The 11,900-nt window shown below is 61.0% G+C and carries 12 protein-coding genes; 8 read left to right on the top strand and 4 right to left on the bottom strand.

Translation table 11 applies throughout. The features are described 5' to 3' along the window. Positions 1-2 precede the first annotated feature (2 nt). From DMO26_RS22615 to DMO26_RS22600, 4 genes are all read right to left on the bottom strand, one after another. Complete coding sequence (locus tag DMO26_RS22615; RefSeq protein ID WP_117194417.1) at positions 3-575, bottom strand: TRAP transporter small permease; 573 nt, start codon at positions 573-575, stop codon at positions 3-5. 84 nt (positions 576-659) lie between these two features. Beyond that, positions 660-1,634: a sialic acid TRAP transporter substrate-binding protein SiaP gene (locus tag DMO26_RS22610; protein ID WP_117194416.1), complete on the bottom strand. Its 975-nt coding sequence runs from the start codon at positions 1,632-1,634 to the stop codon at positions 660-662. A 39-nt stretch (positions 1,635-1,673) separates the two neighbouring features. Next, positions 1,674-2,417: a FadR/GntR family transcriptional regulator gene (locus tag DMO26_RS22605; RefSeq protein ID WP_117194415.1), complete on the bottom strand. Its 744-nt coding sequence runs from the start codon at positions 2,415-2,417 to the stop codon at positions 1,674-1,676. A 181-nt stretch (positions 2,418-2,598) separates the two neighbouring features. Next, positions 2,599-3,615, bottom strand: a complete 1,017-nt coding sequence (locus tag DMO26_RS22600) for a LacI family DNA-binding transcriptional regulator (RefSeq protein WP_117194414.1) — start codon at positions 3,613-3,615, stop codon at positions 2,599-2,601. Between the two features lie 177 nt (positions 3,616-3,792). Here DMO26_RS22600 and ltnD point away from each other — a divergent pair, with 177 nt between their 5' ends. The 8 genes from ltnD (at position 3,793) to DMO26_RS22560 (ending at position 11,853) form a co-directional block, all read left to right on the top strand. Continuing rightward, positions 3,793-4,707: an L-threonate dehydrogenase gene (gene ltnD / locus DMO26_RS22595; protein WP_117194413.1), complete on the top strand. Its 915-nt coding sequence runs from the start codon at positions 3,793-3,795 to the stop codon at positions 4,705-4,707. Continuing rightward, the gene (gene otnK / locus DMO26_RS22590) at positions 4,707-5,975 is read left to right on the top strand and encodes a 3-oxo-tetronate kinase (RefSeq protein WP_117194412.1); all 1,269 of its coding nucleotides are present in this window, start codon (positions 4,707-4,709) and stop codon (positions 5,973-5,975) included. Before ltnD ends, otnK begins: the two co-directional genes overlap by 1 nt. Further along, positions 5,972-6,622: a 3-oxo-tetronate 4-phosphate decarboxylase gene (otnC, locus tag DMO26_RS22585; protein WP_117194411.1), complete on the top strand. Its 651-nt coding sequence runs from the start codon at positions 5,972-5,974 to the stop codon at positions 6,620-6,622. Before otnK ends, otnC begins: the two co-directional genes overlap by 4 nt. 1 nt (position 6,623) lies before the next feature. Next, positions 6,624-7,412, top strand: a complete 789-nt coding sequence (locus DMO26_RS22580) for a hydroxypyruvate isomerase family protein (RefSeq protein ID WP_117194410.1) — start codon at positions 6,624-6,626, stop codon at positions 7,410-7,412. A gap of 91 nt (positions 7,413-7,503) precedes the next feature. Then, the gene (gene denD, locus DMO26_RS22575) at positions 7,504-8,490 is read left to right on the top strand and encodes a D-erythronate dehydrogenase (RefSeq protein WP_117194409.1); all 987 of its coding nucleotides are present in this window, start codon (positions 7,504-7,506) and stop codon (positions 8,488-8,490) included. Next, the gene (locus DMO26_RS22570; protein ID WP_117194408.1) at positions 8,487-9,251 is read left to right on the top strand and encodes an SDR family oxidoreductase; all 765 of its coding nucleotides are present in this window, start codon (positions 8,487-8,489) and stop codon (positions 9,249-9,251) included. Before denD ends, DMO26_RS22570 begins: the two co-directional genes overlap by 4 nt. Positions 9,252-9,328: 77 nt before the next feature. Beyond that, entirely contained in the window at positions 9,329-10,396 is a 1,068-nt protein-coding gene (locus DMO26_RS22565; RefSeq protein WP_117194407.1) for an ABC transporter ATP-binding protein, read from the top strand. A 152-nt stretch (positions 10,397-10,548) separates the two neighbouring features. After that, positions 10,549-11,853: an ABC transporter substrate-binding protein gene (locus DMO26_RS22560; protein WP_117194406.1), complete on the top strand. Its 1,305-nt coding sequence runs from the start codon at positions 10,549-10,551 to the stop codon at positions 11,851-11,853. The last annotated feature ends 47 nt before the right edge of the window (positions 11,854-11,900 follow it).

The raw sequence follows: 11,900 nt of genomic DNA, 5'->3' as shown, positions 1-11,900 counted from the left end.
GATCAGTCCTCGATTTTCTGGAACATTTCAGGCCGCTCGAGAACGGAGTAACCGCGGCGCAGATTGCCGACGAAGACCTGGATGGAACGGATGAGCATGAGGCCAAAGGCCAGCATCACGCTGTAGAAGACGATGTTGCGCGGCAGATCGACCGTCACCATGCGCTCATGGGCGACGATCTCCACGTAACGCCACATCAGCCAGCAGGCATAGGTGAAGAAGGCGACGCGAACGAGATCGACGAAGGTGGACAGTGCGCGGGCCAGACCGGCCGGGAGATAGTGATAGAGCACGTCGACCTGGATGTGCCGGGAAATGCGCACGCACATGACCGAGCCCAGGAAGACTACGCCGATCAGGCAGTTGATGGCGATCTCCTCGGTCCAGGCATAGGAATCGTTCATGACGTAGCGCGTGAAGAACTGCAGGAAGACGCAGCCCGTCATCACCCAGAAGATGATGAGGGTCAGCCAGTCCTCGATGGCATAATCGGCCACGTGCGCGGTCGGCGCCGTATCTTCGAAGGAATGGGCGATTTCCTCCGGCGTGATCTGCGTATGGATTTCTTTCGACATGATCGGCCTTCCGGCAAAATGCGGGCAAGGTTGGGCAACGATGGCCGGCCTCCCGTGAAGGAGACCGGCAAGTATCGCTTCAGGTCACTTGATGGCGCGGATGGCTTCCCAGTCGGCTTTCTTGTAGCCGAAGTCTTCCATCTTCACCTTTTCCATTACGGTCTTTTCGAAATCGGCTTTGTCGACCTCGGCGACGGAAAGGCCCATGCCCTTGAACTTGGCGACCAGTTCGTTCTCGCGCTGCTCGATGATCTTGGTGCCGCGTTCGGCAGCTTCCGCCATCACTTCGGAGAAAATCTTCTTGTCTTCGTCCGATAGCTTCGACCACAGGCTCTTGGAAATGACCGTGTTCAGGTGGTCGACGATATGGCCGGAAAGAATGATATTCTTCTGGACCTCGTAGAACTTCTTCGCCTCGATCGTCGTCAGCGGGTTTTCCTGGGCTTCGACGGTACCGTTCTGCAGTGCCAGATAGACTTCCGCGAAAGCGATCGGCGTCGTGTTGGCGCCGCAGGCGCGCGGCATGGCAAGATATGCCGGAACGTCCGGGACGCGAATCTTCAGACCCTTCATGTCGGCGCATTTGGCGATCGGCTTGTTGGCCGTCGTGTGGCGCGTGCCGTAATAGGTGACCGCCGTGATGTGGTTGCCGGAGGCATCTTCATAACCCTTGGCAAGACGCTTGAAGACGTCGCTCTTGGTGTAGGCGATCAGATGGCTCGGACTGCGGAAGATATAGGGAAAATAGGTGACGCCGATCGGCGGATATTCACGGGCCGCGAAGCTGGACCCGGAAATGATCATATCGACCGTGCCGAGCTTGAGACCCTGGTTGATATCCGCTTCCTTGCCGAGCTGCGAGGCCGGGAATACGTCGATCTTGTAGCGGCCGTTGGTGCGTTTGCCGATTTCCTGCGCCGCCCAGACCGACTCGGTGTGGAAAGGCTCGGATGTTTCGTAGACATGCGCCCATTTCAACGCCGTCTGCGCCTGTGCGGCGAAAGCCGATGCCAGGATGGCGGCGGTTGCGCCGAGAATTGCAGTGAACTTGAGTTTCATATCTTCATCCTCCCAGTTGAAGTCCAACAATGCCGGGTTTCACGGCACGACCGCAGGCTTTCGCTCATCGAACGAAAGCTTCTCGGCCTCTTCTCCGAAGCTTTCGGAAAGTCGTCGCTGCGCCAGTTCCAGATGGACGCGCATGGCATTGCGCGCACCCGTCGGATTACCGGCGGCGACCGCGTCTCGGATAGCCCGATGCTCTTCGAGCGCACTATGCCAAGTGTGCCGGTTCTCGAAATAGCCGGCGAGCTTCTCGAAATAGGGCGTGAGCCTGAGGTCGTGCAGTTCGCCGACGAAGCGCTCAAGAGTTGCGTTCGCAACGATCCCGGCGACAGTGGTGTGAAAGGCGCGGTCGAGGCTGAGGGCTTCCGGCCTATCGTCCAGCGCCGTGGCCATGGCGGCCAGGTTCTTGTCGAGCGCGGCAATGTGGTCAGGCCGGGCCAGCCGCGCCGCTTCCTCGACGATGGCGCATTCGACAAGCGATCGGGCCCGCAACAGCTCGAACGGTCCTTCAACATTCTCCGATGCCGGTAACGAAATGCGTTGGACATTGCGACGGGAAACATAGACACCGGACCCCATGCGGATGGTCACAAAACCTTCGACTTCCAGCACGATCAAGGCTTCGCGGACAGTCGGGCGGGAAACGCCAAGCATCTCCGCAAGGTCGCGTTCGGCCGGCAGGCGATCGCCGATGGCGAATTCGCCGCGTTCGATAAGCGCACGCATCTGCTCCGCGGCCTGCCGGTAAAGGCGGCGCGGCTCCACGACCGAAAACATCAAAAATCCCTCCCGGGGCGTCTGTCTCCTCCATACGCCCACTGGTCAACTGGTCTTACCAGTTAACCCATTTATAGTTTCCTATAAAGAAATGTCAACGGTATGCAGTGAGCATTATGCGCCACATCATATTGGCGGGCATTGTCTGGACTCTCGTTTTGATTGCGAAGGTCGAGGAGCGCTATCCGGTGGAGTTTTCGAAGGGACCTATTCCGATGATCTCGGGCGTAAACGCGATTCTCTTCCGGTCGATCGTTTTTCCGTCTGCGACAACATCGCGCGCCAGTTTTGCAGCCACTTCCCCTATGAGGTGCCGCGGTGATCGCGAGGTCGCGATCCTGACGGGGAGGGCATTGGCAAGATCGAGCCCATTGAAGCCGGCGATCAGAATCTTGCCGGGAACCGCGACTCCGAGTTCCATGCAGGCAAATAGCCCCCCGGTCGCCATGTCGTCGTTCGAATAATAGAGGCAGTCGAGATCCGGCATGGCCGCGAGCGCGGCCCTTGTCAGTTGCTTGCCGAGTGCGACCGAGGAAAAGGCGTCGTCGATCTGGGATTGCATGAAAGCCAAACCGCTCTTTCCGAGGACCCGCTCAAAGCCGGCCTTTCGCTTGCCTGCCCTCAGATCCAGTTCGAGTGCGCTGCCGACATAGCCGAAACGCCGACGGCCGGCGGCAATCAACGCCCGCGCCATATCCTCGCCTGCCTTGCCATGCGAAAGCCCGACGTTGAAATCGACCGGCTCGCCATCGAGATCCATGATCTGGATGATCGGAATGGTAGCGTTTTTCAGCATCCGCACGGTGTCTTCGGGCTGGTCGAGGCCGGTGACGATGATCGCCGAGGGCTGCCAGGAGAGCATATCGCGAATGATCTCGCGTTCTTTGGCCGCGTCGTAATCGGAGATCCCGAACACAGCCTGCATGCCGGAGCCTTCCAGCCCGGCGGAAATACCGGCGAGCACCTCGGGAAATACGATGTTCGACATGCTGGGCACGACGACGGCGACGAGATTGGTGCGCTGGGAGGATAAGGATAGTGCCAGGCGGTTGCCGACATAGTTCAGCCGCTCGGCCGCTTGCAGCACCTTTTCGCGCGTTTCCTTGGAGACGTCCGATGTGCCGCGCAGTGCCCGCGAGGCGGTCATCTTGCTGACGCCGGCCGCCGCTGCGACCTCTTCCAGAGTGGATTTGCGCATCCCCAGCGATCCCCGATCAGGCAACGATATAAGCTCGCGCCGACACAGTCATAAGCCGATTGCGGATAAAGTGAAACTGCCGGCTCTTGACATATATCACAAAAATAAGGCTTGTTACCGATACCGGTATCGATAACATCGGTATCAGCGGTGTGTGGCGCCTGGGGAGGAAAAGCCGTGCAGGACGTAAGGAGTGCAGCCGTCATCGGCCTCGGCTCGATGGGATGGGGTGCCGCCCTGTCGCTTCTGAAGGCAGGTTTTGCAGTCGCTGGATGCGATGTCCGGGCGGATGTGCTGCAGCGCTTCGAGGAAGCGGGCGGCCGGGCCTGCACCACGCCGGCCAAGGCCGCAGAAGCAGCCGGTGCGATCTTCGTTTTTGTCGTCAACAGCAGTCAGGCCGAGGAGGTTCTCTTCGGCGCAGACGGTGCGATGGATGCCGCCAGTGCCGGTACTGTTTTCCTGCTCTGCACCACCATGGCACCGAGTGCCACCATCTCGATAGCCGAGCGGCTGGAAGCCGCGGGCATGCTGGTCGTCGATGCGCCGGTTTCCGGCGGCCATCTGAAGGCGCTTTCGGGCGATATCACCGTCATGGGCTCTGCCTCGGATGCCGCCTTCGCAAAGGCGCAGGCGGCGCTGGATGCAGTTTCCGCAAAGGTCTTTCGTCTGGGCGACCGGCCCGGCATCGGATCGCAGGTAAAGATGATCAACCAGCTTCTGGCTGGCGTGCACATCGCGGCGACGGCCGAGGCGATGACGCTTGCCGCCAAGACCGGCATTGACTTGCAGACGCTTTACGATGTGCTGCGTGTTTCGGCCGGGTCGTCCTGGATGTTCGAAAACCGCGGCGAACATATCGTCTCGGGCGATTACACGCCGCGTTCGGCGGTCAATATCTTCGTCAAGGACCTCGGTATCGTCACGTCGGAGGCAGGCAAGAGTGGAGTGGTGACACCGCTTGCGGCAACCGCGCTCGGACTGTTCAAGGAGGCTTCCGAAGCGGGCCTGGGTCTGGAGGACGACGCGGCGGTGGCAAAGGTACTGGCCAGGAAGAGCGGTGCCATCCTACCCGGCATGGAGGCGAAGGCCTGATGGCGACCGTCCTCGGCTGCATCGCGGACGATTTTACCGGCGCGACAGACCTCGCGGCGCTGCTTTCCCGCAGCGGACTGCCGGTTTCGTTGCGGATCGGGGTGCCGGCCGAGGACACGGCGGATGCAGCAGCTTTCGAAGTCATCGCGCTGAAATGCAGGACGATTCCCGTAAAGGACGCCCTGGAGCAGGCGCGGGAGGCCTTCCGGTGGCTGAAAGAAGCCGGCGCGACACGTTTCTTCTGGAAATACTGCTCGACCTTCGACAGTACCAATGAAGGCAATATCGGGCCGGTCGCCGAGATGCTGATGGAGGAACTGGGGACGCGGCAGACCATCTATTGCCCCGCCTTTCCGGAAAACGGCCGGAGCATTTTCATGGGCCACCTCTTTGTCGGCGAACAGCTTCTGTCGGAAAGCCCGATGAGAGACCATCCGCTGACGCCCATGCGCGATTCGAGCCTCATGCGGCTGCTTGGCCCTCAGGTGCGTGGCAGGGTTGGCCTTGCTAACCGGCTGGTGGTGGCGCAGGGGCCGGCGGCGCTGAGCGCCAGGCTGGAGGCTCTCGCGTCAGAGAGCGTCATGCATGTCATCACCGATGCGGTGTCGGACGAGGATCTGAAGACGATTGCCGCGGCGACCGCCGACATGCCGCTTGTCACGGGCGGCAGTGCTATCGCAGGGCAATTGCCGCGTCTTTATGTCGAGCGGGGATTGCTTGCGTCGCCTGTTAAGACGACGACAATGGAAGCACCGAAGGGTGGTCAGGCTGTACTTTCCGGCAGTTGTTCGGCCATGACCCGCAGGCAGGTCACCTATTATGCCGGCCGGAGCGCCAGCTTGCGGCTCGATCCGGTTACGCTGGCAGGGAAGGGGGGCGGGGCGGCGGAAGAGTGGCTGCAGCAGCGTTCAGCGGAAGAACCGAAGCTGATCTTCGCCACGGCCGAGCCTGAGGATGTGCGCAAGGCGCAGGAGACGCTGGGCCTCGAGAAGGCAAGCCAGGTGGTGGAACAGGCGCTCGCCGAACTTGCCAGACAGGCCTTCCGGCGCGGCATCCGCCGTTTCGTGGTTGCCGGCGGCGAGACATCCGGTGCGATCACCCAGGCGCTCGGAATTACCCGGCTTGCGATCGGCCCTGAAATTGCTCCTGGCGTCCCATGGGTCTTTGCGGAGGTGGAAGGCGAGCGGGTGGCGCTGGCGCTGAAATCCGGCAATTTCGGTTCCGAGACCTTCTTCGAAGATGCGTTCAGACTGCTGGAGGCCGTATGAGCGAGGAAGCGCGGCTGAGGGAAGAGATCTGCGTCATGGCGAAGTCGCTCTACGATCGCGGTCTGACAGCCGGTTCGTCGGGCAATATTTCCGCGCGCCTCTCCGACGGGCGGCTTCTGGTGACGCCGACGGGCAGTTCCTTTGGACGGCTCGATCCGGCGCGGCTTTCCTGCTTCGAGGTAGATGGAAAGCAAGCCGGCGGCGACAGGCCGACCAAGGAAATGCCTCTGCACTCCGCCTTTTACGAAACGCGGCCGGATAAGACGGGTGCCGTGGTGCACCTGCATTGCAGTCATTGCGTGGCACTGTCGCTTTTGCCGGAAGTCGATCCGGACAACATGCTGCCGCCGTTGACCGCCTATTCGATCATGAAGCTCGGCAAGGTGAAGCTTTTACCCTATTTCATGCCGGGTGATCCGGCGATGGGTGACGCGATCCGGGGCTTGGCCGGGAAGCGCAGTGCGGTAATGCTCGCGGCCCACGGGCCTGTCGTGGCCGGGAAAGATCTCGAAGCGGCGGTCTATGCGATCGAGGAACTGGAAGAGACCGCAAAGCTGGCGATGCTGACGCGCGGCGCCAATCCTCTCTTGCTGAATACGGGGCAGATCGACAAGATCGTCCGTGCCTATGATGTGGAGTGGGACTGAGATGACGCTATTCTCCGCCAATCTCGGGTTCCTCTGGCAGGAACTGCCGCTTCCCGACGCAATCCGCGCTGCCAAGGCCGCCGGTTTCGATGCGGTCGAGTGCCACTATCCTTATGACGTTCCCGTCGAGGCGGTGCGGTCGGCGCTGCAGGAAACCGGGTTTGCCATGCTCGGTATCAACACGACCCGCGGCAATGTCGCGGCAGGCGATAACGGGCTTGCCGCCGTCCCGGGACGCGAGGCCGAAGCACGGCAGGCGATCGATCAGGCGATCGATTATGCAATCGCGATCGGCACTCCAAATGTTCATGTCATGGCCGGCAAAGCTTCCGATGAAGCAGGAAGGGTAACCTTCATCGCCAACCTCAAATATGCCTGCGAACGCGCCGCAAAAGCTGGGGTGACCATCCTGATCGAACCGCTGAACCATCGCGACGCGCCAGGTTATTTCCTGCAGACGTCGGAACAGGGGCTGGAAATCATCGAGGCGGTCGGGGCGCCGAATATCAAACTAATGTTCGATTGCTACCATCTGCAGATCATGCAAGGTGACTTGACCCGCAGGTTGCAAACGTATCTGAATTCGATCGGGCACATCCAGATCGCGTCGGTGCCCGACCGGCGTGAGCCGGATCACGGGGAGGTCGATTACCGCTACATTCTCAATCTTCTGGAAGAACTGGGCTACGACCGCCCTATAGGAGCCGAGTACCGGCCGGTCGGTTCCACGGGTGAGGGCCTGCAGTGGCTGAAGGATTTTAAGGAGAGGACGGGGTCGCGCCCAGCGTGACGGATACTGGAAATTCGAGCGGAGCAATATCGGATTTCGTGGCATCGAGACAGATACAGATGATACGGCGGAAGTGGGAGGAGAAGCCGAAATGCATGTAATGATTCTGGGTGCGGCAGGCATGATCGGCCGCAAGCTGGTGGAAAGGATTGCCCGCGAGCCGAGCGTGCTTAGTGGCGCGATTTCCCGCCTGACGCTGATCGATGCGTTCCAGCCACCGGTGCCGGAGGCGCTGCAAGCCGTATCGACGGCGCTGACGATCGACCTCGCCCAGGCCGGCGTCGCCGACAAGCTGATCGAGACCCGCCCGGACATGATCTTCCATCTCGCCGCCATCGTTTCCGGCGAGGCGGAAGCCGATTTCGACAAGGGATATTCCGTCAATCTCGACGGCACGCGGGCGCTGTTCGATGCCATCCGCCAGCAAAGCCTGAAATCCACCTATGTGCCGCGCGTTGTCTTCGCCTCCTCCATCGCGGTCTTCGGGACGCCCTTCCCGGAAGTCATTCCGGACGAATTCTTCGCGACGCCTCTGACCAGCTACGGCACCCAAAAGGCGATTGCTGAATTGCTGCTCGCCGACTATTCCCGCCGCGGCATTTTCGATGGTATCGGCATCCGCCTGCCTACGATCTGCGTGCGCCCCGGCGCGCCGAACAAGGCCGCATCCGGTTTCTTCTCCAACATCCTGCGCGAGCCGCTGGTCGGCAAGGAAGCTGTGCTGCCAGTGAGTGAAAACGTGCGGCACTGGTTCGCCAGCCCCCGTTCGGCCGTCGGCTTCTTCGTGCATGCGGCGACGATCGATACGGCGAAGATCGGGCCGCGCCGCAACCTCACCATGCCTGGCCTCTCGGCACTGGTCGGCGAGGAAATCGAGGCGTTGCGCCGGGTTGCAGGCGACAAGGCGGTGGCGCTGATCAAGCGCGAGGCCGATCCGGTGATCGAACGCATCGTCGCCGGTTGGCCCACACAGTTCGATGCGAGCCGGGCTTCGGCGCTCGGCTTCAAGGCGGAAACGAATTTCGACCAGATCCTGCAGGTGCATATCGAGGACGAACTCGGCGGGAGGATCGCATGAGTGCGGCATCTTCGAAGATAGCCATCGTTACCGGTGGCGGAACGGGCGTCGGCCGAGCTATTGCTAGAGCGCTCGGAGCTGCCGGTTATACGGTGATCATTTCTGGCCGTCGCACCGATGTGCTGGAAAAGGCAGCAGCGGAACTTGGCAAGGAGACTGGTGCAGAATATCTCGCGGTATCAGCTGATGTCGGCGATCCGGCTTCGGTCAAGGTACTGTTCGATACCGTCTCGGCGAAATACGGACGGCTCGATCTTCTGGTCAACAATGCCGGCATCAACGTGCCCAATGTGCCGATGGAGGAGCTTTCCTTCGAAGACTGGAATGCGATCGTCGCGGCCAACCTCACCGGCGCGTTCCTCTGCACCCAACAGGCGTTCCGGCTGATGAAGGCTCAGAATCCGCAAGGCGGCCGCATCATCAACAACGGTTCCGTCTCGGCCACCACGCCGCGGCCGAACACGGCGCCCTATACGGCGACCAAACACGCGATCACCGGGTTGACGAAATCGACGGCATTGGATGGGCGTAACTTCGACATCGCCTGCGGCCAGATCGATATCGGCAATGCGGCGAGCGACATGACGACGACGATCTCCAAAGGCGTGATGCAGGCGAACGGAACCCTTGCCGCCGAGGCGACGATCGACCCGGCGCATGTCGCCGATGCGGTCGTCTACATGGCGGGCCTGCCGCTCAATGCGAACGTGCTGACAATGACTGTGATGGCCACCAAGATGCCCTTCGTCGGGCGCGGATAACCGGCGGTTCGCCGCCGCAAGACATTCGACAATACAAAGACATAACGTATAGTGCTCGATATCTGGGAGGAGGGAGTATGGCAGGCGTTCAATTCGCGGACGTTCGGAAATCGTTTGGGACATTTCCGGTCATCAAGGGCGTGAACATCGATATTGCCGACGGGGAATTCGTGATCCTGGTCGGCCCCTCGGGCTGCGGCAAGTCCACTCTGCTCAGGATGCTGGCAGGTCTCGAGAACATTTCGAGCGGCGAGATCAAGATCGGCGGGCGGGTGGTCAACACGCTGCCGCCCAAGGATCGCGACATCGCCATGGTGTTCCAGAACTATGCGCTCTATCCGCATATGACGGTGCAGCAGAACATGGGCTTTTCGCTGATGCTCAACAAGGCGCCGAAGGCAGAAGCCGAAAAGCGGGTGAAATATGCCGCCGGCATTCTCGGCCTCGATAAGCTGCTGGATCGTTATCCGCGCCAGCTTTCCGGCGGCCAGCGCCAGCGTGTCGCCATGGGCCGCGCCATCGTCCGTGATCCGGAGGTTTTTCTGTTCGACGAGCCGCTGTCCAACCTCGATGCAAAGCTGCGCGTCGCCATGCGCGCCGAGATCAAGGAACTGCATCAGCGTCTGAAGACGACCACGGTCTATGTCACGCACGACCAGATCGAAGCGATGACCATGGCCGACAAGATCGTCGTCATGCATGACGGCATCGTCGAGCAGGTCGGCACGCCGCTGGAGCTTTACGACAAGCCGGCCAATCTGTTTGTGGGTGGCTTCATCGGCTCACCTGCCATGAACATGATCAAGGGAAAGCTTGATCCGGAAAATCCCGCGCGTTTCCTGACGACAGACGGCACGGCCTTGCCGGTCGTCAACCCGCCGGCCGCTGCCAAGGGCCGCGAACTCGTCTACGGTCTGCGTCCCGAATATATCTCGCTCGATGCCAATGGCCTGCCCGGCGAGATCGTTGTTCTGGAGCCGACGGGTTACGAGACGCATCTGACACTCAGGCTGGGCGGCAGCGACCTCACTTGCGTCTTTCGCGAGCGCGTCAATGCCCGCCCCGGCGAGACGCTGCGGGTCGCGATAGACGCTCCGCACGTCCATCTCTTCGACGCCGAAACCGGCCGGAGACTGACCGACTGACGCTGCCCGGCGGAAGGTGCGGGAGAGGAGGAGCTTCCCCGCCCATCCGCCGGTCGGCATGCATTCCGTTTAACGGATGCCAAGGCCGCGTTCGCCCAGCGGGAGGTGAATGCCGGAGAGTTCGCTCCCGCTTTTTTAAGAGGAGGAATATCATGATGATCAAGAGACGTGACTTTCTGGCCGCATCAGCAACCGTAGCGGGCGTTGCCAGTCTCGGCATTCGCCCTTCGTTTGCGCAGGCCGAGCCGGCCTATAAGCCGGAAAGCGGCGCGAGCCTTCGCCTGCTGCGCTGGTCACCCTTTGTGAAGGGCGACGAGGACGCCTGGCTTGCCAATACCAAAAAATTCACCGATGCGACCGGCGTGCAGGTCCGTGTCGACAAGGAAAGCTGGGAGGACATCCGTCCCAAGGCAGCGGTTGCGGCAAATGTCGGCTCCGGCCCGGACCTCGTCATGTGCTGGTTCGACGACGCACATCAATACCCTGACAAGCTGATGGACCTGACCGACCTCGCCGGATATCTCGGCGGCAAATATGGCGGCTGGTATGACGGCGTGAAGGGTTATGCCTCGCGCGGCGACAAGTTCATCGCCATGCCGCTCGCAGCGATCGGCAACGCCGTCGTTTACCGCGATAGCCATATGAAGGCGGCCGGCTTCAGCGAGTTTCCAAAGGATACGGCCGGTTTCCTGGAGCTTTGCAAGGCGATGAAGGCCAAGGGCACGCCCGCCGGCTTCCCGCACGGCAAGGCCGTCGGCGATGGCAACAACTACGCCCATTGGCTGCTGTGGAGCCATGGCGGCAAGATGGTTGACGAAAGCGGCAAGGTAACGATCAACAGCCCGGAAACGCTGGCTTCGATCAATTATGCCAAGCAGCTCTATGCGACCTTTATCCCCGGCACGGAAAGCTGGCAGGACATCAACAACAACCGCGCCTTCCTGGCCGGCCAGGTGTCGCTGATCGCCAACGGCGTCTCGGTCTATTATGCTGCCAAGAACGATCCTAAGCTCGCCGATATCGCCAAGGATATCCGCTCGACCAACTTCCCGATCGGCCCGGTCGGCAAGAGCGTCGAACTGCACCAGACGAGCTCGATGCTGCTCTTCAAGCATACCAAATATCCGGAAGCGGCGAAGGCCTACATCAAGTTCATGATGGAAGCCGACCAGATGAATGCCTGGATCCAGGGCTCCAGTGCTTATTGCTGCCCACCTCTCAAGGAGTTCGCCAAGAACCCGATCTGGACTGCCGACCCGATCCACGCCCCTTACGCCCGCGCTTCGGAGACGCTGCGCCCGAACGGTTATGCCGGCCCGCTCGGTTATGCCTCGGCGGCCACCATGGCGGACTACGTGCTGGTGGACATGTATGCCGCAGCGGTCACCGGCGCGAGTTCACCGGAGGACGCGATGAAGGAAGCCGAGCGTCGGGCTAACCGGTATTATCGGGTCTAGCTCCTGCGCTCCAAAACGAGCGGCATGCCGGAATCGTCTGGCGCGCC

The organism is Rhizobium terrae (genome assembly GCF_003425685.1).
Lineage (GTDB): Bacteria > Pseudomonadota > Alphaproteobacteria > Rhizobiales > Rhizobiaceae > Neorhizobium > Neorhizobium terrae.
Note: the sequence above shows the minus strand (reverse complement) of the source record. Positions and strands in the feature narration are given on the sequence as shown.

Excerpts from the sequence above, each read along its gene's own strand:
- otnK (WP_117194412.1), top strand. The coding sequence starts at position 4,707 with ATGGCGACCGTCCTCGGCTGCATCGCGGACGATTTTACCGGCGCGACA.
- DMO26_RS22600 (WP_117194414.1), bottom strand. The coding sequence starts at position 3,615 with ATGCGCAAATCCACTCTGGAAGAGGTCGCAGCGGCGGCCGGCGTCAGC.
- DMO26_RS22565 (WP_117194407.1), top strand. The coding sequence starts at position 9,329 with ATGGCAGGCGTTCAATTCGCGGACGTTCGGAAATCGTTTGGGACATTT.
- DMO26_RS22610 (WP_117194416.1), bottom strand. The coding sequence starts at position 1,634 with ATGAAACTCAAGTTCACTGCAATTCTCGGCGCAACCGCCGCCATCCTG.
- DMO26_RS22580 (WP_117194410.1), top strand. The coding sequence starts at position 6,624 with ATGACGCTATTCTCCGCCAATCTCGGGTTCCTCTGGCAGGAACTGCCG.
- DMO26_RS22560 (WP_117194406.1), top strand. The coding sequence starts at position 10,549 with ATGATGATCAAGAGACGTGACTTTCTGGCCGCATCAGCAACCGTAGCG.
- DMO26_RS22605 (WP_117194415.1), bottom strand. The coding sequence starts at position 2,417 with ATGTTTTCGGTCGTGGAGCCGCGCCGCCTTTACCGGCAGGCCGCGGAG.
- denD (WP_117194409.1), top strand. The coding sequence starts at position 7,504 with ATGCATGTAATGATTCTGGGTGCGGCAGGCATGATCGGCCGCAAGCTG.
- DMO26_RS22570 (WP_117194408.1), top strand. The coding sequence starts at position 8,487 with ATGAGTGCGGCATCTTCGAAGATAGCCATCGTTACCGGTGGCGGAACG.
- otnC (WP_117194411.1), top strand. The coding sequence starts at position 5,972 with ATGAGCGAGGAAGCGCGGCTGAGGGAAGAGATCTGCGTCATGGCGAAG.
- DMO26_RS22615 (WP_117194417.1), bottom strand. The coding sequence starts at position 575 with ATGTCGAAAGAAATCCATACGCAGATCACGCCGGAGGAAATCGCCCAT.